Annotated in this window: 17 protein-coding genes, 1 pseudogene and 1 riboswitch; of the genes and pseudogenes, 11 read left to right on the top strand and 7 right to left on the bottom strand. The window is 58.4% G+C overall.

The genetic code is table 11. The annotated features are described in order from the left end of the window. Nucleotides 1-1,661 precede the first annotated feature (1,661 nt). From XI06_RS19665 to XI06_RS43905, 3 genes and pseudogenes are all read right to left on the bottom strand, one after another. A pseudogene (locus XI06_RS19665) lies at nucleotides 1,662-1,817 on the bottom strand (DUF736 family protein); the annotation flags it as partial. A 192-nt stretch (nucleotides 1,818-2,009) separates the two neighbouring features. Further along, nucleotides 2,010-3,335, bottom strand: a complete 1,326-nt coding sequence (locus XI06_RS19670; protein ID WP_271606197.1) for a DUF3422 family protein — start codon at nucleotides 3,333-3,335, stop codon at nucleotides 2,010-2,012. Nucleotides 3,336-3,598: 263 nt separating this feature from the next. Further along, nucleotides 3,599-3,865 carry a DUF2169 domain-containing protein gene (locus XI06_RS43905; RefSeq protein WP_442869463.1) on the bottom strand — a complete coding sequence of 89 codons (267 nt, stop codon included), beginning with the start codon at nucleotides 3,863-3,865 and terminating at the stop codon, nucleotides 3,599-3,601. 2,150 nt (nucleotides 3,866-6,015) lie between these two features. Here XI06_RS43905 and hisN point away from each other — a divergent pair. The 5 genes from hisN to XI06_RS19690 all read left to right on the top strand — a co-directional run bounded on the left by hisN (nucleotide 6,016) and on the right by XI06_RS19690 (nucleotide 12,610). Beyond that, nucleotides 6,016-6,804, top strand: a complete 789-nt coding sequence (gene hisN / locus XI06_RS19675) for a histidinol-phosphatase (protein WP_271606198.1) — start codon at nucleotides 6,016-6,018, stop codon at nucleotides 6,802-6,804. A 57-nt stretch (nucleotides 6,805-6,861) separates the two neighbouring features. Then, a complete protein-coding gene (locus tag XI06_RS43910) occupies nucleotides 6,862-6,990 on the top strand; it encodes a hypothetical protein (RefSeq protein WP_271606241.1) in 129 nt (42 codons plus the stop codon). 633 nt (nucleotides 6,991-7,623) lie between these two features. Further along, entirely contained in the window at nucleotides 7,624-8,034 is a 411-nt protein-coding gene (locus XI06_RS43915) for a HEPN family nuclease (protein ID WP_442869462.1), read from the top strand. A gap of 171 nt (nucleotides 8,035-8,205) precedes the next feature. Beyond that, a riboswitch (cobalamin riboswitch) is annotated at nucleotides 8,206-8,424 on the top strand. Between the two features lie 120 nt (nucleotides 8,425-8,544). Then, nucleotides 8,545-11,448, top strand: coding sequence for a ribonucleoside-diphosphate reductase subunit alpha (locus XI06_RS19685; RefSeq protein ID WP_271606199.1), 2,904 nt, complete (start codon nucleotides 8,545-8,547; stop codon nucleotides 11,446-11,448). A gap of 10 nt (nucleotides 11,449-11,458) precedes the next feature. Further along, nucleotides 11,459-12,610 (top strand): ribonucleotide-diphosphate reductase subunit beta, encoded by a 1,152-nt coding sequence (locus tag XI06_RS19690; RefSeq protein WP_271606200.1) that lies wholly within the window; start codon nucleotides 11,459-11,461, stop codon nucleotides 12,608-12,610. A 219-nt stretch (nucleotides 12,611-12,829) separates the two neighbouring features. Here the strand turns inward: XI06_RS19690 and XI06_RS19695 are convergent, their stop codons facing one another. Both XI06_RS19695 and XI06_RS19700 read right to left on the bottom strand, forming a co-directional pair. Beyond that, nucleotides 12,830-13,900: a hypothetical protein gene (locus XI06_RS19695; protein WP_271606201.1), complete on the bottom strand. Its 1,071-nt coding sequence runs from the start codon at nucleotides 13,898-13,900 to the stop codon at nucleotides 12,830-12,832. A 1,514-nt stretch (nucleotides 13,901-15,414) separates the two neighbouring features. Beyond that, entirely contained in the window at nucleotides 15,415-16,962 is a 1,548-nt protein-coding gene (locus XI06_RS19700) for a Fic family protein (RefSeq protein WP_271606202.1), read from the bottom strand. A gap of 215 nt (nucleotides 16,963-17,177) precedes the next feature. Here XI06_RS19700 and XI06_RS19705 point away from each other — a divergent pair, with 215 nt between their 5' ends. Genes XI06_RS19705 through XI06_RS19720 form a run of 4 tightly spaced genes read left to right on the top strand, consistent with a single transcriptional unit; the run spans nucleotide 17,178 to nucleotide 20,842 of the window. Then, entirely contained in the window at nucleotides 17,178-17,705 is a 528-nt protein-coding gene (locus tag XI06_RS19705; RefSeq protein WP_271606203.1) for a hypothetical protein, read from the top strand. After that, on the top strand, nucleotides 17,702-19,075 hold the full coding sequence (locus tag XI06_RS19710; protein ID WP_271606204.1) for a 7-cyano-7-deazaguanine synthase: 1,374 nt from the start codon (nucleotides 17,702-17,704) through the stop codon (nucleotides 19,073-19,075). The genes XI06_RS19705 and XI06_RS19710 overlap by 4 nt, the downstream gene beginning before the upstream one ends. Continuing rightward, nucleotides 19,072-20,250, top strand: a complete 1,179-nt coding sequence (locus XI06_RS19715) for an XRE family transcriptional regulator (RefSeq protein ID WP_271606205.1) — start codon at nucleotides 19,072-19,074, stop codon at nucleotides 20,248-20,250. Before XI06_RS19710 ends, XI06_RS19715 begins: the two co-directional genes overlap by 4 nt. Beyond that, entirely contained in the window at nucleotides 20,195-20,842 is a 648-nt protein-coding gene (locus tag XI06_RS19720; RefSeq protein WP_271606206.1) for a hypothetical protein, read from the top strand. Before XI06_RS19715 ends, XI06_RS19720 begins: the two co-directional genes overlap by 56 nt. Before the next feature lie 16 nt (nucleotides 20,843-20,858). Here XI06_RS19720 and XI06_RS19725 read toward each other — a convergent pair whose 3' ends face one another. Beyond that, nucleotides 20,859-21,983 (bottom strand): hypothetical protein, encoded by a 1,125-nt coding sequence (locus tag XI06_RS19725; RefSeq protein ID WP_271606207.1) that lies wholly within the window; start codon nucleotides 21,981-21,983, stop codon nucleotides 20,859-20,861. 117 nt (nucleotides 21,984-22,100) lie between these two features. After that, nucleotides 22,101-22,361 carry a hypothetical protein gene (locus tag XI06_RS19730; RefSeq protein ID WP_271606208.1) on the bottom strand — a complete coding sequence of 87 codons (261 nt, stop codon included), beginning with the start codon at nucleotides 22,359-22,361 and terminating at the stop codon, nucleotides 22,101-22,103. Between the two features lie 224 nt (nucleotides 22,362-22,585). On the opposite strand from XI06_RS19730, the gene XI06_RS19735 reads away from it, so the two are divergent. Further along, a complete protein-coding gene (locus XI06_RS19735; protein ID WP_271606209.1) occupies nucleotides 22,586-23,272 on the top strand; it encodes an NAD(P)-dependent oxidoreductase in 687 nt (228 codons plus the stop codon). Nucleotides 23,273-23,708: 436 nt separating this feature from the next. Beyond that, a complete protein-coding gene (locus XI06_RS19740; protein WP_271606210.1) occupies nucleotides 23,709-24,125 on the top strand; it encodes a hypothetical protein in 417 nt (138 codons plus the stop codon). Nucleotides 24,126-24,139 lie beyond the last annotated feature (14 nt).

The following is a 24,139-nucleotide window of genomic DNA, read 5'->3' on the forward strand; positions in this document are numbered from 1 at the left end:
CTTGCGACGAGCGCAATTGTTGTCGCACCACAAAAAAAGATTCTGCATCGCATCAAAGATTACCCCGGAACTTGCCAGTTCACGACCCGCCTCCTCAAGTATCGCCGCACGACAATCGTCGGAGCAGACCAGACACGCGGGCGCGCCGGGTCCGTCCCGAAGATCACCGCACTACGATTGGTGATGATTTCCCGAATGAAGCAAACCGCGTGCCGAATTGAACTCGTAGGCTTTGCGGGGTCTTCGGAAGTGTTTGTCGCGTCAACTTGCCGACGTTGTCTCAAATTCGACAATCTGAGCTTCCGATAGTCTCTCCATGCCCGACATTTGCGAAGGCAGATCCAATGCGCAACGTTTATGTTTGCGTGGAAATAGTTGCGTGCCAAGCCGCCGCCAAACGGAAGACAGCCAAGGCTTGGGAGTGAGTGGCGATTGTGACCCCGGATGCTCAAAAGCAACACACACGATGGAGTGGCAGCCGAAATGGAGAAAACACAGGACTTTTCTAAAACTGATTGCGTTAGGTGATTTCAAACGGCAGGCGCCCACTTTAAGATCACAAAGGATCAAATGCCGATTGCACGAGCCCTTTGAGCGCAAGCTCGGAATGACAAAAATCCCGCAACTGGATTTGTGACGATCGGGTCGCTGAGTTTCCTGCTATAGTATCGCGCGCGCCGTGGTGGTGGTGGAAGGCGCAGCCGTCAGACTTCTATCTCACGGAACCCACCCGCCATATTCATCCTCGGACCACCACTCATTATCCTTGTCATCGGCTTGATCTATTGGCTGGTGTTCATGCTTGCTGCCTCTGCGCTCCCGGTCTTCGTTGGCGTGACGATCGCCATGTTCGGCTTTTATACCCGTGCCGGCTTGCCCGGAGGCATCGTGACGGGCCTTGTGGCGGGCGGTGTGAGCTTTGGTGTCGCCCGGCTTGCGCTCGCTCTCGCGCCATGGGCTTGGGTTCGGCTCCTGATATCCTTCTCTACGTCGCGCCGCTACCGTAGCGGGCTATGGCGCCACATATGGAATCGCCTCTGATGACGGTGCCTTCACCAATCTGGCGGATGATATTTGCCGTCGTCGGCGCCACTGCCGTCAGCATCACAGCGTTCATCCGCTTCACTGGAATAGCCGTAGCTGGACCTGCCCGGCAATGATTGCGCCACTGAAGGCGTCGCGTCGACGGGCGGGACCGCACCAGATATCCGCAATGCTCGCGGTCCTCAGCGTCGAAATTCGAACGAGAGCGGGCTGGCCTTTGAAGCTCCGATCAACAAGCTTGCGCCCCGGCTTCGTCACGGTGATCATAGAGGCATGGACCAAGCGGTCGCATCTCAATGGATACGGCGACAATAAATGTGAACGAGCAGCGCGGCCGATGCGTAATCTCGGTCCCAGATCCGTCCGTTGCTGGAGGGACAAAGCGCCTGTCACCATCGAACTCAGTTGCCGGCCTCTCGGTGCGGTCGAACTTGCCACGTTCTCCTTGACGTCAGTTCTGCAGGCCGAGCGCACCAACGGCCTCTTCGATGGATTGATCTAGCCCGAAGGACGGCTGACGCCTCAACCGCATAAGGCGCAACAGCGGCGTCACAACTTTCTTCCCCGCGACTGGGCCATCATTCTTCGCCCTAGCCAAGAAAGTTGCTGCTTTGCTCTCAGGCCCCTTGTTCGCCGTCGATCGCCTCCGGCCTGTCGATCACCATCGAGGGGTTGGCGAAGATCGGAGCGGTGAAGCTCGGATCGTCGAGCTTCAGACCTAGATAATCGCGGCCCTCGTTGGAGCGCTTCGACCAGGCGGCCCCGATCTCCACACTGGATGAGGAAGGTGAGGGCTTCAGCCTGATCTGGCCCCCGTCTCAGCCGTCGCAACGGCGACTGACCCGATCCACAATGCCTCGCCGGCTGCATTACCTTGCGCAGGAGCCGGCCGCGATCTTGCGGCAGCGTCGCACCCCGACCATGCGAGCTTCGCAGGACGGACGCACCGATCCCCTCAAGGAGCTTTAGTCGCAAGTAACCGAGGGCTCGTCGTTGTGCTTGAGGTGTCGCTTTCGTACATTGTAACTCACCAGCCAGATCACGCCGACTGCGATCGGCACGAAGGCTGCGGTCAGGAACGAGGGCTCTACTCGCAGTCCGACATCATGGGCGCCCTTGGCAAGATAACTAAACAGGCTGACCACATAATATCCTATCGCCCCGACCGACAATCCTTCGACCGTGCACTGCAGCCGAAGTTGCTGTCTCGCACGCTCGTTGATAGCCTGCAACAGGTCACGATTCTGTCGTTCGATTTCGACGTCGACCCGGGTTCGCAACAGGTCGGCGGCCCGCGCGAGCTTGACCGACAGAGTCGCTTGACGGTCCTCCACAGTGGCGCAGGTTCGCATCGCCGGCGCCATGCGGCGTGCCAGAAACGACGACCAGGTCGGATAGCCCGAGACATCGTTGCCTTCAATGATGGATAGTCGCGATTGGACCAGCTCGTTATAGGCCCTGCTGGCGCCGAACCGAAACAGACTGCCGGTCGCGCCTCTTTCGAAGGATGCGGCCAGCGCCGTCAGCTCGGCAAGCAGATGGTTGTTGAACTGCAGCCCCTCACCGCTTTGCATTTTCTCGAGCGCCTCGACAAGACGGCGGTCGATGCGATCAACAGATGGTGCAAGCTCAAGGGCCGCCGACAGGCCAAGCAGCGCCAATGGACGGTACGTCTCGATTTCCAGGAGCCGTTGCACCAGCGCTCCGAGATCGTGCGACGTCAACCCGAGGTCGCAGACGAGGATTTTCGTAAAGCCTTTTTCGTCTACGCGGAAGTCTGAGGCGGCCACGCCTGCGCCGCTCTTTGTGGCAACCATGGCCAGGCTGTCCTTGTCAAAAATCTGTTCGGCCCGCCTGGTCGGCGAGGCCTCCCGCTCCACTTCTAGCCTGATCGCGACCAGCAACTGTCCGGTCTGACGCAACGCGCGGATCAGCGATCGGATGGTCCCATCAACTTTGTCAAATTGGTCTGCGGCAGAACAATTTGCATTAGTCCAGATCCAGGTAAATGTTGTAAATTCCGAATGCTGCTCCCAGCGTAACGTGGCGGGACCGATGACAATCTGATGAAGTTTCGCCGATTGCTCAGGCGGCGTAAGATTGCGCTCGAGGCAAAAATCGATAAAACGGCAGCGGTCGCTTGTGGCCGCCTCGCCCTGTGCAAGAAAAGCGAAGTGGATCACGCTGAACGGCGAAACAAGGCGCGTGAAGGGGCGCGCGTGCACTTCGCGGAGCACAGCGTCGCGTTGCGGATGTGGCGTGAAGGTTCGCAGATCCAGTTCATCGACCATGTATTGACGCCTCGCTTCAGGTGAGCAGGCAACCGGCCGCCTTGACGCGGGATGCAATGGCGGTGCTGGGAAACGGTTGCGCGGCTAGGTTGCTGATGAAGTCATGTCGACGGTCACTACCGAGGCCGCCTTGAACTCGGGAGAAAGGTCTTGCGGGAGGAGCGTCGGGCCAGGCAAATTGAGATGGAGGCGCCCCATCCAGCTTTCGAATGACGGCATCAACGTATGGTCCGGTGTTCACGGCGAAATGTCGGCATTGCGGCTCATAGCTGTAGCGCTGCGTGCGCGAACTTGGCGGTGGCGCGCGGCACGGTTCGACGAATGCCTAGATTTACGTGGACATGGTTGTCTGGCCGTCCCTCAAGTGCTGCCGCGTGTCCGCCGATGAGCACCTCGGCTTGTGGCTTGATTATGCCGATGTCGAGAGGGGGGCGGGCGGAAGCTCCTTCGCAGCCATGACCAAAGCTCCTGCTCGCCCTGCAAACGATCTGCGCGCGGGTTGGCGAGGTCGAACATCGCGAAGAGCGAATTTATGAGGTTCGCCTCCAGGAGGACGACGCTCGCATTTGGTCAACAGACCTAGTGCGCGGGGTTTTACAAGAACGGGCATGAAACCTGCCAAGACGTTTTTCGTCCCACCAATATCTCTCTAGCGTGACAGACTTTCGGTCGCACGATGCAAACGCGTCTTTATGTCCCATACCAAATTTGGTAGGTAGCCGTTTTAGCTCCGCGTTGCGTAAACTGTCGTTCCCGCGGCGAAGGTTGATATTCGAAGCAAGCGCAATTTGCACCAGCAGAATCATCGGCTCCCAAAGCCGATCGATCGACCCGATATCGGACCAGACTGCCGCTCACCGAAGAATTAAAGGCGTTTTGTCTGTGAAGAGTCGGTACTTCGTGGCCGTGGGTAAGTTGCTTCGTTAGACGAAGCCGTTGATGCAGTGGACGCGGGCTAGACGCATTCGTCTTGCGGCTGAGCAAGGGCGTGCGTGGGCCGTCCTCGAGGCGGCTCGCTAGATCTAATCCCAGCCGAGTGCACACGAAATCACCGAGTCCGATCGGCGGTCCGGTTGGAAGTTTCCGGCGACCAACGTTCGCAACTTGATTGATGGCTGGCAGAACGGCAGATCAGACCGGAAGGATAACTTGTGCATCTCGTCATCGTATCGAACCGGTCGCCGGTGGCGACGTCAATCAACCCAAAACAGGCTGGCTTGAGGCGGTCCTTGCTACTGTGGGGCGATTTCTGTGGGGCCGAGGCGATGCTCGCCTATGATTTGATAGATTTCAGACGGACGAGAATCGACAGAATTTCCTTGCCTGTGTCCGTGCCGATTTCGAGCTCACGCCTGATGGAAATCGTGTGGTGATTTCCCCCAATGGCCGCGTGACAAGATCGCAAGTATTTCCGATCGGCATAGATATAAATAGATTTGCACAAAATTCTGTCCAATGCCGATGCCTTGTTGCTATTGCCAGGTCTCAATCGTGAGAAACGTGCCGTCGACGTCGACCGGCTTCGGCTGGAACCACGGTCCCTCAAGCAGCTCCAGACGCCCTGCTCGGCGCGCTCAATAGTGTAGATGGCATCCCGAGGGCCGTACCAGCCCACGGCGGATGTTTGCACCCATGGTCATCCGTACATGGCACAGTCGGCTGCAGGCATAAGGGAAGGGACAGCCGACAATCCGTTCGGCGCCGAGGTTATCCTCATACCTCGACTTAAGGGCGGCTGAAAGGAAATGGCTTGTCATTGGCTGCCTGCTTGAAACCTCGGCTATCGGGCGCCGCAGCTTATCGCGATCCTGCGACTAGAGCAGTTCGACGCCGGCACAAAAGCCGGTACAGCGATCAACCTCCAAGGCTGACATCGTCGCGAATCGAAGATGACGAAGTTGCCTTTGTGTTTGACGGTCAGCCCTTCAGCCTTGAACCCGCAGTCGCTGACGTGGCCTGACGGCGGCAAGGTTCATTCGCCACGATTAGTGAAGACCTTGACGAAGACTGCCTGCGCGGCTGGACAACTCTGACAAGTTTGAGGCTTCTAGCATCGCTGTTCTAAGTTGAGTGGGGTGCGCCGTGCCCCGCGAGTTACCGAATTCTAGGAATTTATCGCGGCCGTCAGCTTTTGGTCAGGGGACGGGGTTAGTCAGGCACTGCCCGCAAGGTGCCTGGGCAGCCCCACGAAACTCCTTTACCGGTCATGCTCGATCAGGTGGAGGGGAAATGTCGTAGCGTTTGATGAACACGTATCGCGCTCTGCGCGCGACGTTTGATGATCGGCAACGCAGACAAATCACATATCTAGGGTGTCCAAAATGCCGCATGAATATCGCAGCCTTAGTGTTATCGTTCGGTTCTCGTCGGGCGCGAAGGGCGATAACGGCGAGATAGCCGGAAGGACAATACAAGGTCGAGGATGGATACGTACTTCTTAACAAGTTCAAAGATAGTAGCATTGCGTATCAGGCGGCCCGTGGCAAGGACGATGATCCCATCGCTATCGCGAAACGACACTTAAAATCCTGGGAGACGCAGGATGTTTGCCGGAACCTGGAGCCGTCTAAGCGGATTGCTTGAGCCTGTATTTGGCGCGTCGCAAATACGGCATCTGGAAGCACATGGGCCTCGCTCCATCATCCGTGATCCACCCGCCGCTGTTCTTGCGTGAGTTGTAATGGCCCAATATGTGATCATGGCAGACGATGCCGATGTCTATCTGTCATTCGCCGCCGAGCTAGCGGATTCGGTCAGGCCCATCGTGCTGTCCTATTTCCGCACGGCGCTAGATGTCGTGGCCAAGTCCGATGCCAGCCCGGTGACGATCGCCGATCGAGCCGTCGAGTTGCGTCTCAGGGAAAGGATAGAGGCGCGCTTTCCGGAGCATGGCATCATCGGCGAGGAGATCGGAGCCAAGCCCGGCGGAGCGTTCACCTGGATAGTTGACCCGATCGACGGCACTAAGAGCTTTATCAGCGGCTTTCCCTTGTTCGGCACGCTGATCGCGTTGACCTATCAGCAGCAGCCGTTCTGCGGCCTGATCGACATCCCCTTTACGGGCGAGCGGTGGATGGCGAAGCCCAGCGTGGCGCGGTTTGGCGATGGATTGGCTCGGACCAGCGCATGCGAGAGTCTCGCCGACGCGAGCTTCTACACCACATCGCCTGACATGTTCCGCAAAGGCGAGATGGAGCCATTCGAGCGGTTGTCGCGAGTTGCGCGGATGCGCCGATTCGGCGGCGATTGCTACATCTATGGCCTGCTTGCGTCGGGACACTGCGATATCGTTCTCGAAACGGGGCTTCAGCCATATGACTACATGGCGCTGGTTCCGATTGTGCAGGGCGCCGGCGGCTGCATCACCGATTGGGAGGGATGCCCGCTCTCGATTCACTCGGAAGGGCGCATCTTGGCAACCGCAACGCCGCGGCTTCATGCCGAAGCGCTGGCCTTGATCCAGGGATAACCACCAATCATGCCCTACGGAGGGACGGATGTCCGCTTTGCTGACCTCAGGGAGCTGATGGCCAAGGTGACGTCCGAGTGGACGGGCGATCAGCTCGTCGGCATCGCCGCTGACGGTCCGGAAGAGCGGCCTGCGGCCAGATGGCGCTCGCCGATCTGCCGGTCAAGGCCCTGGCCGAGGAACTGATTCCGGCCGTACTGACGACGTCTCTCGCCTGATCTTGGATCGACATGATCCGGCGGCGGCTCTTTGCGATCGTCTCATCGCTCACCGTCGGCGAATTCCGCGATTAGCTGCTGAAGCCGGAAGGCCAACGAAGGTCCAAGTCGATTGGTCCTTCAGTGTCCACGGTTAGTAATGCATCAATTTGCGCAAACTCGCGACTTTCGGATTCCGTCAAACCAACAAGCTTGGGGCAACAGCCTCGCGCAAAAAAGAGATGGCCAGGAAGATCAGGGAGCCAACGAGCCGGCAATCGAATAGGCGCTCTCGACCGTCTTCTCTATGCAGATCAAGTGTAGACGCTGCATAGGCCAAAATCCACATTCTTAGCTTTCTTGTTCTTGTTTAGTGATTATGGCCGCCCCGTGCCCATTCCGACGCATCAACGATCTCGGTGCGACCGCTCAAAGGCAGTCTGGTCACCAGCATCCAGTCGATGAGGGACATCTCCTTTCAGCCGCCCGAATTGACGCTGTTTCTCGATATGACGGCGGCTTTGGGGAGCGAATTCAGCAGCGGCTCGAGGAAATACGGCTGAGCGGGAGCTGAAAGGGGGCGTGGCGATGAGGACACACATTATTGCGTTGGCTCCGCGCAATGACCCGGGGGGTTATCCAACGGTCGCGCGCCAACCTTGAGCTGATTGAGGCTACCTATGCCAGCGAGGGCCAGGGCCACGTGGTCACGCAGCTTGATCAATCACTCCTCGCGTTCATTGTGTTTCCGAAGGAGAGACACTTCTATGAAAGCATCGCGCAAACCACGCTGGACGACCTCGCATCACTCGGTTGGCCGTCGCCCGCTCAGATCGTGGGTGAGACCGACACACTTGGGCAGTTGCTCAGGCATTTGCGCAATGCGGTCTCTCACGGATTGATCATTTTCCACGGCGCTGGCCAGAGGGCTCCGACGCTCGTCAGCTTGACCAGATATTCATCGAGTTTGCGGATCGGAAGACTTCGTCCAGCCCCATCTATTGGGAAGTCCGGATCAATGGCACCGACCTAAAGGCCTTCTTACGCTCCTCGGCACCGAACCGCAGCGTTGACGAGCACGATTGTTCGCGCGGCTCGGTCGCGGCACGTGGGTCTGGCCAAGCCGCTCGCCGGAATTCCCACATTCCACAGCCAATCTGCGTAGAGCCCTCAAACGAATCGTTGACACTCGCTCGCGAATATCACCACATGTGGACGTCACGGTTCCGCTGGATCGCAAGATTTAGTGGCTAAGAGGGAAGCCGGTGAACTGCGCCAGAAGGCGCGGAATTCCGGCGCTGCCCCCGCAACTGTCAGCAGCGAGCTGCTTCCGACAATCGTCACTGGTGCTTTTGGCGCCGGGAAGACGGGAAGCGAGCGACGACCTGCGAGCCAGGAGACCTGCCGTGACGATCTGAACGTCCACGGGCGGGGTGTCCGGCGGTCGCTTGCATGCACCGTCCGGTACTTTTCTGCCGGCGTTTCTGCGGCGTCCCTCCTTCAGCCCCGTCCAAACACAACGCGCGCATCACGGGGCCTATTGATGTCACTGAACCTGCACGACGCGGAAGGCGCTTCCGCACCCATCATCCAGTTGCGTCCACATTCACTTGCGGCTGCTTCCAGCGAACCCGCCATGCAGATCATCCGTCGGAACGGCAAGGTCACGCCGTTCGATTCCGCAAAGATCGCGGTCGCCATGACCAAGGCCTTCCTGGCCGTCGAAGGCGCCAGCGCGATTGCTTCACGTCGCGTCCATGAGAGCGTCGAGCAGTTGACCGCCGAAGTCTTCGCCGCCTTGATGCGGCGGGTAGGCGATGGACGCACCTTCCATATCGAGGATGTGCAGGATCAGGTCGAACTCGCCTTGATGCGCAGCGAGCACCACAAGGTCGCGCGCGCTTATGTGCTGTATCGCGAAGAGCGATCGCGCCAGCGTGCCGAGGAGGCAGCTGCCGAAGCTGTGCCCGCTGCTGCACCATCGCTTCACGTAACGCTTGCTGACGGTTCTCGCGTCGGTCTCGATACCAAACGGCTCGCGCTGATCATTGGTGAGGCCTGCGTCGGTCTGGACGGCGTGTCCGCCGGCCCCGTGCTGGCCGAGACCACCCGCAATCTCTACGACGGCATTAGCCAGGATGAGCTGGCGCTGGCCTCGATCATGGCCGCGCGCACGCTTGTCGAGCAGGAGCCGAACTACGCTTATGTCAGCGCGCGCCTGCTGCTCGACAAGCTGCGCGGCGAGGTATTGTCCTACGTCCACGGCGTTCCCACGTCCGCTGCCCGGGCTGACATGACGACGCGCTATGCCGAGTACTTCCCGGTCTATGTGAAGACCGGGATCGCCGCCGAACTGCTCGATCCCGAACTCGCCCGTTTTGATCTCGGCCGGATCGCGGCTGCGCTGAAGCCTGAGCGCGATCTGAACTTCCAGTTCCTCGGCCTTCAGACGCTCTACGATCGCTACTTCCTGCACGTTCGCGGCAAGCGGATCGAGTTGCCGCAGGCCTTTTTCATGCGCGTCGCGATGGGCCTCGCAGTCCGCGAGATCGATCGCGAAGCAAAGGCGATCGATTTCTACGATCTGCTGTCGTCGTTCAATTTCATGGCCTCGACCCCAACACTGTTCAATTCGGGCACACCGCGCCCGCAACTCTCGTCCTGCTTCCTCACGACCGTCTCTGACGACCTCGACGGCATCTTCAAGTCGGTCAAGGATAACGCGCTTCTGGCAAAATATTCCGGTGGTCTCGGCAACGATTGGACGCCGGTGCGCGGTCTCGGCGCCCACATCAAGGGCACTAACGGCGAGAGCCAGGGCATCATCCCGTTCCTGAAGGTCGCCAACGACACCGCGATCGCCGTCAATCAAGGCGGCAAGCGCAAGGGGGCGGTGTGCGCCTATCTGGAGACCTGGCACGTCGACATCGAGGAATTTCTCGATCTGCGCAAGAACACCGGCGACGACCGCCGCCGCACCCACGACATGAACACCGCGAACTGGCTCCCCGACCTGTTCATGCAGCGCGTCGACGTCGACGGCGAATGGACGCTGTTCTCCCCCGACGAGACGCCTGATCTGCACGATCTCTACGGCGAGGCGTTTAAGACGGCCTACGAGGCCTATGAGGCCACGGCGAAGGCCGGCGGCCTGCGCGTATTCAAGACGGTCCGCGCGACCGATCTCTGGCGTCGCATGCTGACCATGCTGTTCGAGACCGGCCATCCCTGGATGACCTTCAAGGACCCCTGTAATCTGCGCTCGCCGCAGCGGCACATGGGCGTGATCCATTCCTCGAACCTCTGCACCGAGATCACGCTGAACACCTCGGCCGACGAGGTCGCGGTCTGCAATCTCGGCTCGATCAACATGCTCGCCCATGTCGGTGCGAATGGCCTGGATCAGGCCAAGCTGAAGCGGACGGTGACCACGGCCGTGCGGATGCTCGACAACGTCATCGACATCAATTTCTACACGATCCCGGAGGCGCGCCGCTCCAACATGCGCCATCGCCCGGTCGGGCTCGGCCTTATGGGCTTCCAGGAGGCGCTTCAGGTCCAGCGCATTCCGATCGCGTCAGATGCGGCCGTTACCTTCGCCGATGTGAGCATGGAAGCGATCTCCTACCACGCCATCGAGGCCTCATCGGATCTCGCCGCCGAGCGCGGCCGCTATCCGAGCTTCGAGGGCTCGCTGTGGTCAAAGGGCATTTTGCCGCTCGATTCGATCCAGTTCGTCGCGGAGTCCCGTGGCGGGCATGATGCGGACCGCTCATCCACGCTGGACTGGGACCGTCTGCGCAAGAAGGTCACCACCAGCGGCATGCGCAACTCCAACGTCATGGCAATCGCGCCGACCGCCACGATCTCCAACATCTGCGGCGTCTCGCAGTCGATCGAGCCGAACTACCAGAACCTGTTCGTCAAATCGAACATGTCGGGCGACTTCACCGTCGTGAACGAGTTCCTCGTGCGCGACCTGAAGGCGAGGGGGCTGTGGGACGAGGTGATGGTCTCCGACCTCAAATATTTCGACGGCAGCGTTGGCCAGATCGACCGTGTCCCTGACGATCTCAAGGCGCTTTACGCGACGGCTTTTGAGATCGACAGCGCCTGGCTGATCGAGGCGGCTGCACGCCGCCAGAAATGGATTGACCAGTCGCAGTCGCTCAACCTCTACATCGCCAATCCCTCGGGCAAGAAGCTGGATGCGCTCTACCGGCTGGCCTGGCGGCGCGGGTTGAAGACGACGTACTACCTGCGCTCCCGAAGCGCCACCCATGTCGAGAAATCGACGCTGAACGGAACCGACGGCAAGCTCAACGCGGTGTCCGCATCAGTGGCCGTCTCGCACGCGCCGAGCATGATCCCGACTGCAGCAGCGCCCGACCTCGACGGCATCAAGGCCTGCCGGATCGACGATCCCGAATGCGAAGCGTGCCAGTGAGGAGATGACGATGCTCGATTGGTCCGATACCGAAACAACGGCGGCTCCGACCGCCTCAAGCCTCGCCACCGCGCTGCGTCTGCAGACCCAGCTCAAGCTTGAGCCGGCCGACCCGACCGGCCTAGGCGCAATCGATCGCACCGGCGGCCGGGTCTCCGTCGACGAGAAGCGGATGATCAACTGCCGCGCCGACGTCAACCAGCTCCTTCCGCTCAAATACAAATGGGCCTGGGAGAAGTATCTCTCGGGCTGCAACAATCACTGGATGCCAACGGAGGTCTCGATGCAGGCCGACATCGCCCTATGGAAGTCGCGACACGGCCTGACGGAGGACGAGCGGCGCGCGATCAAGCGCAATCTCGGCTTCTTCGCCGCCTCGGAATCGCTTGTCGCGAACAACATCGTGCTGGCGATCTACCGTCATCTCACCAATCCGGAATGCCGGCAGTATCTGCTGCGGCAGGCCTTCGAGGAGGCGGTTCACACCCACACCTTTCAGTACATCGTTGAGAGCCTCGGCCTGGACGAGGGGGAGCTGTTCAACATGTACCGCGAGGTGCCGTCGATCACCGACAAGGCGGCCTGGGCACTGAAGCACACGCAGCATCTGGACGATCCGTCGTTCCAGACGGGCACGCCGGACCACGATCGCGCCTTCCTCCGTGATCTCGTCGCCTTCTACGTCGTGTTCGAGGGGATGTGGTTCTACACGGGCTTCGCGCAGATTCTGTCGCTTGGCCGCCGCAACAAGATGGTCGGCATCGCCGAGCAGTATCAGTACATCCTGCGCGACGAGAGCATCCATCTGAATTTCGGCATCGACGTGATCAACCAGATCAAGATCGAGAATCCGCATCTGTGGACGCCGGCCTTTCAGGACGATGTCCGCGCCATGATCCGCGACGCAGCCGAGCTTGAAGCGGCCTACGGACGCGACACGATGCCGCGCGGCCTCCTTGGGCTCAACGCCGCGCTCTGCGAGCACTACATGCACTTCATCGCCAACCGGCGCTGCGCGCAGATCGGGCTCGTACCGGTTTTTGCCGAGGCCGACAATCCATTCCCCTGGATGTCGGAAGCGATGGACCTGAAGAAGGAGAAGAACTTCTTCGAGACCCGCGTCATTGAATATCAGAACGGCGGTGCGCTGAGTTGGGACTGAGCGTCGGGCCACGATGGCGACCGGTGCCTTGTCTGGCTGAAATCTAGAACAGATGCTCGCACGCTCGAACAGGACGGTGCGGGATTATAGTTTCGGACCCGCACATCACCATGAAAAAGGGGAATTGGCGCGCCCGGCAGGATGAAACTGGGAACTAGTATACCATTGTTGCTGCTCTCTAATTTCGCTTGGAAAGCCCGGACTGCTAGTGTTGAGGTTCTATACCGACGCGATTGCAGCGTTTCTTTCCGCCTGAGCGGCAATTTTTGCGAGTGGATGATGGAAGTAGTGGTCCCTCATTGCACTCCGGATAGCTGTGGACGACGCCTTCTCGACATAAGGCTTCATGGCATCGCCATCTTTCCAGCCGACGCTGTAATCCGTTGGGGCTGGGTGCGCTTTCAACCACTCCAGCGCATCCGCCCCGATTGGGCCGTTCGTCCATAGCTCGAATGTCACATGCTTTCCTGACAGGCGCGAGTCCGTCTTAAAAATCTTGTGCAGCAGCGGCACGCGGTCGTCGCGCCACTTCTGTACTTCTTCAAGGTTGACTCGCGCTCCAGGAATTTTCGCCTTGCATTCGACCACGAGTGGCCCTTTGTCATCCGGCCGACCTAGGAGAACATCGGTTTCCGCCGTTCGGCCCGTTTCGTAATCCTTCCATTTTTCGCCCGAGCGCAAATATCCCCCCTCGACGTCTTTCACCAGCGATCCAACGATGATCTCGAAAAGCGCGCCGCGAAGATTGTTGGCAGCCCCCTCTATGCGCGTGAGACTATTCAGCACGCGTTCAACGTGATCCGGATTGACCGAAGCAGTCGCGCCCGTATCAGCCAGCAGTGAGATTAAATCACGAAGCGCTTTCGCAACGTCCTCTCCGAATAGGTGAGATGTTGTCGTTGCGAGAATTCCACGCGAGCGCGCTAACCCGAACGCTTTGCCCGAAAAGCCGTCTGCAATAAGGAAAGGCATAATCGGCGCGACATTTGCTGGTGCCGACGCAAGATCATGCTTGCGCACGAAAGCTGCGATAGCATCTACGTCCAGGTGAAACACCGAAAAGAACCGCTCGCCTGGAACGATATCGAGGAAGCTGTGGCGCGCTTCGTAGAATTGCGCGCCGCTCACAAGCGTGGTGAACGCCAGGGAGAACCGGGATTTCTCATCGTCAGCAACGCAGCTCCCAACGGCCCTCTTTCCGCTCGGCTTACAGCGGCCGACTGGCCGGGCGATGTGCAGGTTGATTGGCCATCGGCCGATCCAGAAAAACGTATCCTTCCGGCGCCGCAATCATCGCTTGTCGAAGCGGCGGAAGAGGCCGGCAGGATGGCCGGGGAGTTGCCGTTCGCGACACTCGCGCCGGAGACTCTCGTTTGGAAGCTGGCTGGCCTCGTATCTCTTGCGGCAACGGGAGAGGACGAGAGCCTCGATCACACCTTCCGGGCTGGAGAGCTTCCCAATCTTTTTGAGCAGCTCGTAATGCAGTTGCAGGATCTGCCACTGCCCCCGTCTCCCTATCGGGTGCAGGAGCAGGAGCCCAACCTGGTGACGGAAGAAAGGGTCCGGCTGATTGTCGGCTATTCGGGGCCGGAAAAACATCGTGGCTGGCACAGGCTGCTCAACATACCCGGGCGCTTTGATCTATCTCGATGTCGCCGATACACCCGGCACTGCTCTCGCCAACGCCGTTGCCCGGGAAGTCGCTGGTCGGTTGTTTCAGTCGGGAGGCGGCCTTGGGCAAATACTTCTGCCTGGCGCGTCCGGGCGAGAAATACTCCAGCTTCTATCCCGCCACCTGACGGAGCGTAGAGAGGTTGTCACAGTTGCCCTCGACAACATTCACCAGTTGCCTGCCGACGATTTGATGGGAGTTATTCAGTCTAAGAGAGAGAGATCCGTTTTGTGCTTTTGGGCCGCCCCGAAGGCGAAGTCTCCGCTCTTGAGGCAATCCTCGGCGTCACCCGAGAGGCTCTGTTTGGATGGGCATCAGATACAGTAGCGGCGGCGGCCCATGATCAAGGATGCCAGAGCGATGCCGCCACTTGCCAGCGGTTGATTGATCTAACCGGGGGCCTTCCGCTTTTCGTTCTAAATGCAATCTCCGTCGCAAAATCCGCCTACGATGGTTCGCTAAAGCAGTTCTGTGCTGATCTTGCGCAATCGGCACACACCCGGGAAGTCGCCCAGGACTTCATCCTCGGTCGGGTTTTTGACCGGTTGCCAAAGGCAGTGGCTGACGTTGCCGAAACGCTAAGCCTTTGCGATGCACCACTGAGGCGCACGGAAATACAGGCCTATATTTCGAGCGCGGGCGGGTCCGATCAGGCTAACGCCGACCGGGCTCTTCGCCACCTGGTGAGTCACGGTCTGCTGCAGGTGTTTGCCGACGACCGGATCAAGCTACACGATGCGGCGCGCGCAGTAGGCAAAGGACGATTGCTTCTCCGCGGCGCTGAGAGTGTAAAAGCGTCCCGGGAAACCCTTCGAGCTGTCGTACAGAAGAGCCTTTTAGAGAACTGGCACCCGGCGAAGCTATCGCTGTTCCTCCGGCTGAGCGGAGAGGTCGGTCGCCTCGATGTTTTGGTCGAAATGGCTACAGACGAGCTCTTCCACGAAATGGGTGTCTGGCCCGAGGTTGAAGCTTTACTAAGCTTCCCTGGGCGTGCTGTGAAAAGAATATCTCCTGGCTCTACGCTGTCGATCTTGATGCGTTTCATCACTTGCCCCATCAAGAATCGAATTCTTCAAGGGATAAACAACTGCTCGGAAGAGGCGACTTTCCGGTCTTTGAATGAGATACCCCGTCAGTCACTAAGGGGCTCCGCTTTGGCAAAGGAGTCCGCGTACAATTGCTCAACCTTGGTAACTTCATCTTGGGTTAACTCGGCGAATTCGCTCTCGCGCGCCCGCTTCGAAAGCCTCCCTTGATTTTGCCGCAGAAAGCCGAACAGATTGTTCAGCGTTCGCTCCGGCATGTCGATGATGCTTTCGACTCCGGACCGGAACAGATCGAAGTTGCGAAGGAAGCTCGTCTCGTTCGGAAGGTCCTGCTCGATTGTTTGCCGCACGCATTCGTACAGGAATTCTGCATGAGGGGTCGCGTCGAAGAAACGGTAAAAATCCCCGGTGTCGTTCAAAACCTTCACGTTGTTCTTTGGGGTCGCCTCCCATTGAACGCAGGGAAGCAGCCTGCTGGAATAGCTTTCCAGCACGCCCTTGTACTCAACGATCCGGTCAAGAATTGCCGACGATACTGGAAAATGAACACCTGCCGGATTGAACCCGCGCCTCGCGAGAACGTGGTGCATCAGATAGCGGTGAATACGTCCGTTGCCGTCCTCGAACGGGTGGATATAGACAAAACCAAATGCGAGCACCGCCGCTGCGATAACGGGATCGATCTCGTTTTCTGCGGTGTGATCGAACGCGATCAATCCTGCCATAAGAGAGGCGATGTCTTCATGCCGCGCGCTGATGTGGTCCGGGATAGGCCGCTGCGTGTCTCGATCGTGCTCACCCACAAAGCCGCCTTCTTTACGGAAGCCAAGCTTCACGAAACGCTCGTCTCCGATAACGATCCCCTGCAGGCGCAGGAATTCCTGCTCGTCAAGCGGCGCGCGTCCCGCCTCGCCGATGGCGCGTCCCCATCTCTGAATGCGATCCTGGGGCGGTCTTTCTCCTTCGATGACGTAGCTAGACTTTGAATCTTTCAGCAGCAGGAAAGCAGCCGTGCGCGCGAGCAGATCTTTCGGAACTTCGCTTACGACTGCGCGCGCGCGCTCCTTCCAGTCCTGCGCGATGAATTCTTTTAGCGTGGGCGTCTTGAAAACGAGCGGACAGAACTCCGGCGTGCCGGGTAGGTTGTTGCGAACGCGATGCCGGGCAGAATTCGTGCCGTCCCCGCCGAACTGAATGTCAGTGTCGATGGCGTCCACATAAGAGACCTTGTCTGTAAGCGACAGCTTTAGCTCGCGGCCAAGCAGCCACTCGTACAGAAACCAGATACGGCGCGTGTAAATACCAGTCGGCTTCTGCCGGACAAGCTCCGCGATATCTCCTTCTTTAACCGCGAGGAAAAGCCGCTTCAGGATGGCAAGGTCGAGGCCTTCATTCTTGAGGGCAAAAGTCAGGTGTCCCTCAAGCGAGGCCTCAGGCGCATGGCGGGGCGTGTAGATGCGCCAACCATCCTGTTCAATGATCCGGTGCTTGGTGCCGATGGCTGAAAGGATGCGGGGTACTGGGACGGAGAGCTTGTAGGCCCCAATAAGCGCCGCATAACCCGCTGGTACAGCGGGTTCAGGCAACCGCCTATCGTGAAAAACGCTCACCGATCCTGAAAATTCAGCGCCCAATTGCGGTTCCTCTGAAAAACCTTCTCCGCTCCCGTTTTTTCTTCACTGGAGCGGCTCCGTCTCGAAAATTTATCTTAGCACATGAAAAATGACCGCTCAACGTATAACTCGTGAAAAGCCTTCACCCCTCCTAGATTTGACATTGTCACCAATTTTTGCATAAAGTACTGACATTGGAGCCGCTGATGAGCGATGGACCGCACAGAAGTCTCCCCATGAGGAGGCATTGGAAGGACCTTGCCGAGCGAGCTGCGAAAGCGGCGTTCTCGTCGGATCAGGTTGCGGAAGGACTGCCCCATGCGCTCAAGAAGGACATTCTAAGCGCGCCATTAGCCGAGGTACGCGACATCCTGGGAGGCGGCACTCTATTTCCAGACATGACGATCGAGAGACTCGAGCTGCTAAGGCAGGGCCACTACGGCTCTGCGGCGACGCATCAACTTATCGACTGCGCAATCGAAACTGTCGCCGTCGGAATGAGCGGCGATACCGCTACCGAAGCTGCTCTGGCGAATGCGCTGGAAGGCGCGGCGCGCGACCACATTCGCGGCATTGAAGAGCACTATCAACGCGAGGCTTCTTCCCGCAGCGCCGGATTCGTTCGGGCCCGCTTAGACGGGGCCCGACAGCAGCTCGACTGCGGCGGCCTCGCCCGAGAGCTCTTATCGTTTAGCAAAATGCCCTCCCAGCGGTCAGTCACGCTGCCTCGCCAGTCGGGGCTAGATGAAGGACCGCCACTATGAACATTACGGCATACAGGCCGAAGATCAGTGAGAGAGCGGTTGATGTGGTCGAGGCTGGTCGTCGCCCTCGGAAAGGCCGTATCGGACTTGAGCTCAATCGTGATCTTGAATTTAGCACCGACGCCCTGCGATCCTACGCGTTCGCGCGATGGGAGCCGATGATTTACGACGCAATGGTCGTCGCCGCCGCGGTCGAGTTTTCTGATCGCGCCGTCAAGCGTCCGTCGCGAGGCTGGACCCGAAAAATTGAAGTGCGAATTGCCGTTCATGACCCGATGCGCTGGAGCGATCCCTCCGTTTCAGGCTCGTTGCATGAAGTGTTGGGATTCCTGACCGGCGATTTGTGGAAGATCGAGTTCGTCAAAAGGGCTAAAATCGAATCCTCTCCCGTGCAGGAATGCCTGCAGATCCCGCGACCGACGAAAGCCGTTATCGCATACAGCGACGGCATGGACTCGCGAGCTGTGGCCGGACTTCTCGGAAAGACGCTTGGCGAAGAGCTTGTTCGCGTACGCGTCGGCGCTAAGGCTGCGGGAAAGCCGGTCGTCGATGGACGATTGCAGCCTTTCACGAAAGTCCCTTACAAATTTAAATCGGTTCTGACGAACGGAGAAACGACGGCAAGAAGCCGCGGCTTCAAGTTTGCGCTGATCAGCGGCCTTGCGGCCTATCTGACGAACGCAAGCGACATTCTTGTTCCCGAAAGCGGGCAAGGTGCAATTGGCCCCGCGCTGGTGACTGTAAGTCATGGCTATCCGGACTACCGCAACCACCCCAGGTTTACGCGATTGATGAGCCGCTTCTTGAAAGCGCTCACGGGCCATGCAGTGGAATTCAGGTTTCCTCGCCTCTGGAATACTAAGGGAGAGACGCTGCGCGCATTCGCAGCTCTGCCCGAGGATGATTCTTGGAAAGACACGAAGTCGTGCTGGAGGGATAGCCGTTGGAGCACGCTCAACGGGACGAAGCTTCAGTGTGGCGTATGCGCGGCCTGCATGTTGAGGCGCATGAGCGTGCACGCGGCGGGCCTTAGCGAAGAGCCGGGAAGGTATATCTGCGAAGACTTGCGGGCGCCCACCTTTGCCGAAGCAATCCATCCGGAATTTCAACGAAAGAGTGCGGCCTTCGAGCAGTACGCCATCGCAGGAACGCTTCATCTTGATCACATGGCAGATATGGCCGAGGACGACGCTCGTCCAGCCGTGCGTCGTCACGCGTTGCTGACAGGAATGGTGCTTGGGCTTTCAGCCAAGGATACTGAAGAAAAACTTGGAGGCATGCTCGAACGGCATGCTGCTGAGTGGGACGGCTTTTTGAATGATCTGGGAGCGCGCTCCTTTGTCAGGAAGTGGACGCGGGCAAGTAAATGATCGGTGAACGGCTAACGGAAGTGGAAATCGGCGAGCGGCTGCGGGTCGCGCGCGAAAGCGCGAAGCTTACTCAGGCTGACGCGGCTGCGCAGATCGGCGTGGTGCGAACCACCCTTGTCGCAATTGAGCAAGGCAAGCGGCGCGTGCAGATCGATGAACTTCAAAAGCTTGCGAACATCTACGGCACTTCGGCCAACGCGCTGTTGCGCCGCGAAGCCGTTCATCTGGATATGATTCCTCGTTTTCGCAAGCTTGCAGAAAATGAAGATGGTGCAGTCGAACGGGCGACCCGGCTATTGAATGACCTGGTCCGTGCGGAACTGGAGCTGGAAAATGCGCTTGGTGTGACCCGAACCCGTAACTATCCGCCTGAGCGACCCATATTGCCCGGAGACGTGCGCGCACAGGCGGAGCAGGATGCTCAGGAGTTACGAGACTGGCTCGGACTTGGGCCCGGTCCAATCACCGACATTGTTTCCATCCTCGACTTGCAGCTCGGCGTCCGCGTTTACGTGCGACCGCTCGATGGCAAGGTTTCGGGCTTGTTTGCTTTCGACGAGGCGGCTGGGGCCTGCATTCTGCTTAACTCCAATCATCCGTCGGAACGCCTGAACCAAACCGGAGCGCATGAGGCCGCGCATCTGATCTCAACGAGGCGTCAGCCCGAAGTCCTGACGGACGATGAGCGTTTCACGTCGCGAGAGGAGCGATATGCCAATTGCTTCCAGCGTTCCTTCACCATGCCCGCGCGGGCCGTACGGCAGCGTTTCGCGGAGATAACGGCAGGTCAATCTCATTTGACTCGGCGTCATATCATCCTTCTCGCTCACGCGTTGCATGTCTCACGAGAAGCTATCGTCCGGCGGCTGGAGGAGCTGAAGCTCGCGCGTGAGGGTACCTGGGATTGGTTCACGGCCAACGGCGGGATTACCGACGACCAAGTTCGTCAGGTGTTGGGCGAACTACCGGACCGGAAGACCCATTCTGCTCGCGCGCAGGGGGCTGTGCCGCCCCGGCTCGCCCTGCTCGCGCGAGAGGCATCGAAAAAGGAGATCTACAGCGAGGGCCAGCTCGCACGCCTGCTCCATCTTGATCGTCACGAGGTGAGAGTGCTTCTTGATGGTGTGGAAACTGAAGAAAGCGAAGCGAATGAACTCGTCAAGCTTTCCCCTTAGTCCGCACATCGCACTCGTCGCCGACGCGAGCGTTGTCATTAATCTGAATGCAACGGGCCGTGCTGCTGACATCATCAAGGCAATCGGCAGTCCCTTCTTTGTAACGGAGAACGCATCTTCCGAGTTAGCGAACGGATCGACAAAGGGGCACCGCGATCATGACCGCCTTCTGGAGCTCGCTGACGCTGGATTTATCCGAACGCTATCGGTGCAATCCACCGGGCTGCGGATTTACGAATCTCTGATCGAAGGCTCGACTGCCGCTACGCTCGACGACGGAGAGGCCGCCACGATAGCTTGCGCCTACGAAATGTCAGGAATCGCCCTCATCGACGAGCGGAAGGCGAGAGCGATCTGCCGAACCTCCTTTCCCAAACTCCCCGTGCTGTGCACTGCAGAGCTTCTGATCCACAATCTAATTGCTGATGGCCTGGGAGCGGACGGGCAGGTCGATGCCTTGATGAAAGCGCTGACAGTCGCAAGGATGCGCGTGCCTCCAGAACTTGTGCTTTCGGTGACGCGATTGATCGGCACCGAATGGGCATCGAAATGCCCAAGCCTCCCTAAATCAGCGCGGCAGACAGCCGCCTAGCGGCCAATCGAATCCGTTACGGTTTGCGTGGCTTCTTCTTATTCTTAAAGAAATTGTTCCGAAGATGAAGGTTCATCTGCGCCATCATTTCCTTCGGTTCGAGGAAGTCGGCAATGTAGGCCCATACGTTGTCCAAATCCTCCAGATCGGCATCGGTGAACATCGAGGCAAAGATGCCATGCTTCTTGAAATAGGCTTTATGCTTGGCCATTTCCTTGTCGAAATTCGCACTTGCCTCCGCATTGATGTCCTTTTGAAGCTTGCCTTTTGTCGCCGTCAGCATGCCATGACTGGCCCAAGGCGACAGCTCGAAGCCTGTTTTCTGCATCGTTGACCCATCGATAATGCAAAAATCCAACCGATACTTGCGCGCCTTCGCGCGTCCCTCAAAGCGAAGCTCGGGGATCAAAAGCGGCACATTGAGCGGGTCCGCTGACCCGCGAACGAAGGCGCTATACCGTGCCGCGATATCAACCTGACACTTTGAGCCGCTATGTCGAACGATGATATCCTCTAAAAAGTCCAGGAGATCATCAACGTCGGTAAAAGTTCTTTTCTTGTTCTTTCCTGGTATTACTAGTCCCGTTTCCATTGCGTGACCAACGGTCCAGTAGCCCGGCTTGAAGTGCCTGATCTCACTCTTATCGTTTTCCCAGTCTCCGTTTTCGAATCGTGGCGTGACGAGCAAGCCGTAATCAGCATTGTTTTGACCCATCCAGACTTCGGCCTCCCCAACGGACGCCGTTTTTTTGGAATACTCCTCGTAGTGCTTGAGATAAGACCGTTCCAAAAACAACATCAGGTATTCTTGGGCTGCGTCCGACGCCTGCGAAGTTTCGTACAGTTCATCGTATGCGGTCTTCCAGCCAGTCGTAGAAAGGTGTCCTTCGAAGCTGTCGAGATAGAGAGTGACATAGTGGAGGGGGGAGGTAATAACCTCGTTCTTGAGATCGATAAACTCGTCGGCCTTGCCGCCAATCTTGGCATTCAAAGAGGCCTCGTCCTTTATACCTGTTTGGGCAAAAACGTCTGGCAACAGCGCTCGTAATTTGGCAGTCATCGCTGCAATTTCTTTATTGCGCGCGGTTTTGATAGGGGCGCGCTTTTTGGGCGCGGTTTTCGATTTCGTGGCTAACGCCATGATCGATCTTTTCCGTGTTGCGATTGGTGCACTACTAATTCATAACACTCGAAAGTTGAAAAGAAATTCGTGCCCTATTTTAGACTTGGAAGAAACGCCGGGAAGGATCAGCGATTTTCATAAATCATCCATGCCGCGCTGATAGCCCCTTGGTCGTTTCTGTCTCTGGCTCGCATTGACCTTCGTCCGCCGAGTCTTCCATCGCTTATCGTTGGAACCAGGAAGCTCACCATGAGGCAGAGTGATATCGAGCTTGTTCACCTCGATTCTGTCTTGCAAGGACTCTACTTTCAGTTCCCGGGCAGCTTCCGCCTCGTAAACCTGCCGCCTGATTTCCGTTTCGAGGGAGCGCAACTCGCGCGCCTCCAGCTCGCCCAAGCGCCTTGTACCTCCGCTCCAGCACAAGCCTCTCGCGCTGATGCCGCCGCTCAAGCGCTTCGCGCTCGATCCGATGCCGCTCGGCAGGATTGATTTTCGGATTGCGGCGCAGCGGCGCGATCACGGACCGCAGGCCCGGCACCCGGTCGAAGAGCGCAAATATCGCCCCCGCCGCCCGCGCGAACTGCTTGCCCGCTTCGCTCTTGTGCGCGGCATTCAGCGACATGCGCTCCGAGCCATGCGTTGTCGCGAGCTCCTGCGCCCGGCCATCCAGCCTATGCCGCCGCACCTTATGCTGGGCGGACAGCTTCGCCCCGGTCATTATAGGCGCTGGAAATGTCGGGCGCGCAGTGGCGCAAACGGCGATCGCATTGGGCGCTCAGGTGACAATCTTCGTGCGCAACGGCGCCGAGATAGCGCAAATTGAGCAGGAGTTCGGCAGGCGCGTGAGATGTCTGCTCAATCGCCGAGGTGTCCTGCGCGAGGAAGTCAAGAAGGCTGACGTACTGATCGGCGCAATTCTGATCTCCACCTTCAATACGCCCGCGATGGTGGACGAACGCATGGTATCCACCATGAAACCTGGATCGGTGATCGTGGACGTCACTTGCGGCTACGGGAAGGGATACTTGCCGTCCCTTAAGCGCACAACAAGCCATCGCGCTCCAGCGCAGCTCATAAACAGCGTCTTGCACATCAAGATCGATCATCTGCCTGCATCAGTGCCGGTAACAGCATCTAAAGCGACATCCGAGCGTGTGATCAGATATGTCCGCAAGTTGGCCGATGTCTGCTTGCGCGGCGGTCGGTCAAGAATGATCGAACGATGCATGATAGCCAAGGCCGGCGAGCTCGTTCATCCAGAGCTCATTCGGCATGATGCCTTAGAAACGCGAATGCCAATCGCCTAAACGATGTGGAGTTCGGTATGTTCTCGCAATTTGAGATGAGCCCTTCAAGGATCCATCCGGAGGTCCTCCGCTACTTCCTCTCCAAACAGAGCGAATTCGGGTGCACGAACGTCTTGCCTGCGCACCTTCCGAAGACCTCGCATTCAATCGAGATGGCTAAGAATGCGATCACGCTCGACTTTGCGATATCCAAGGCCTATCGGATACCGTTCTATGTGAGGTCAATCGAAAGGTTTGCGGGCGAGCGGCGATTGTCAGACGGTCAGTGCGGGTCCGTGAATCTGGATTTGCCCGGCTGGTTTTCGGCGGACTCGACCTACTCGTCCCACCTCGATAGCATCCGGCGCGCGACCAGAGAGGAACTGTTGAGCCGCGTGCGAAGCGATTGACGAACTGCGTAGATTCTCTGCATCTTTTTTGTCCGAAGCAGTGCAATTTGGCGTGTTCGGGCTGCTATGCGTCCGCCGTTCCGATCGACAAGCACCCGTATACGGAAGAGCAGATAACCTCCTATTTCGATGGGGCAGCCGGCATCATCTCCCAAGCTCGCGCACTGGGTGCCAAGGTGATACAGACATCGGGGGACGGTGAAGTAACTGTGTTCCCACGGTTCGTCGATCTGCTGGAGCTCGTCGCAGCATCCGGCATGCAATGGCTCATCTTCACCGCAGGATTGATATTTTCAAGCGAGGAAGCGGCTGCCGGTCATTGGCGAACATACGGCCGTTTTTCGAGCTCTCACATCCGTGAACAGGTTGCTCGCAATATTGAGCGCTTCTCTGCCGCCGGCGACAGCAAGCCGACTGTCTTGCAGATCTATCATTCCGTTTGGAGCACATCGGGTCCCCAATAATTCAAGCTGGCGCA

Source organism: Bradyrhizobium sp. CCBAU 11434 (assembly GCF_028128895.1).
Lineage (GTDB): Bacteria > Pseudomonadota > Alphaproteobacteria > Rhizobiales > Xanthobacteraceae > Bradyrhizobium > Bradyrhizobium zhengyangense.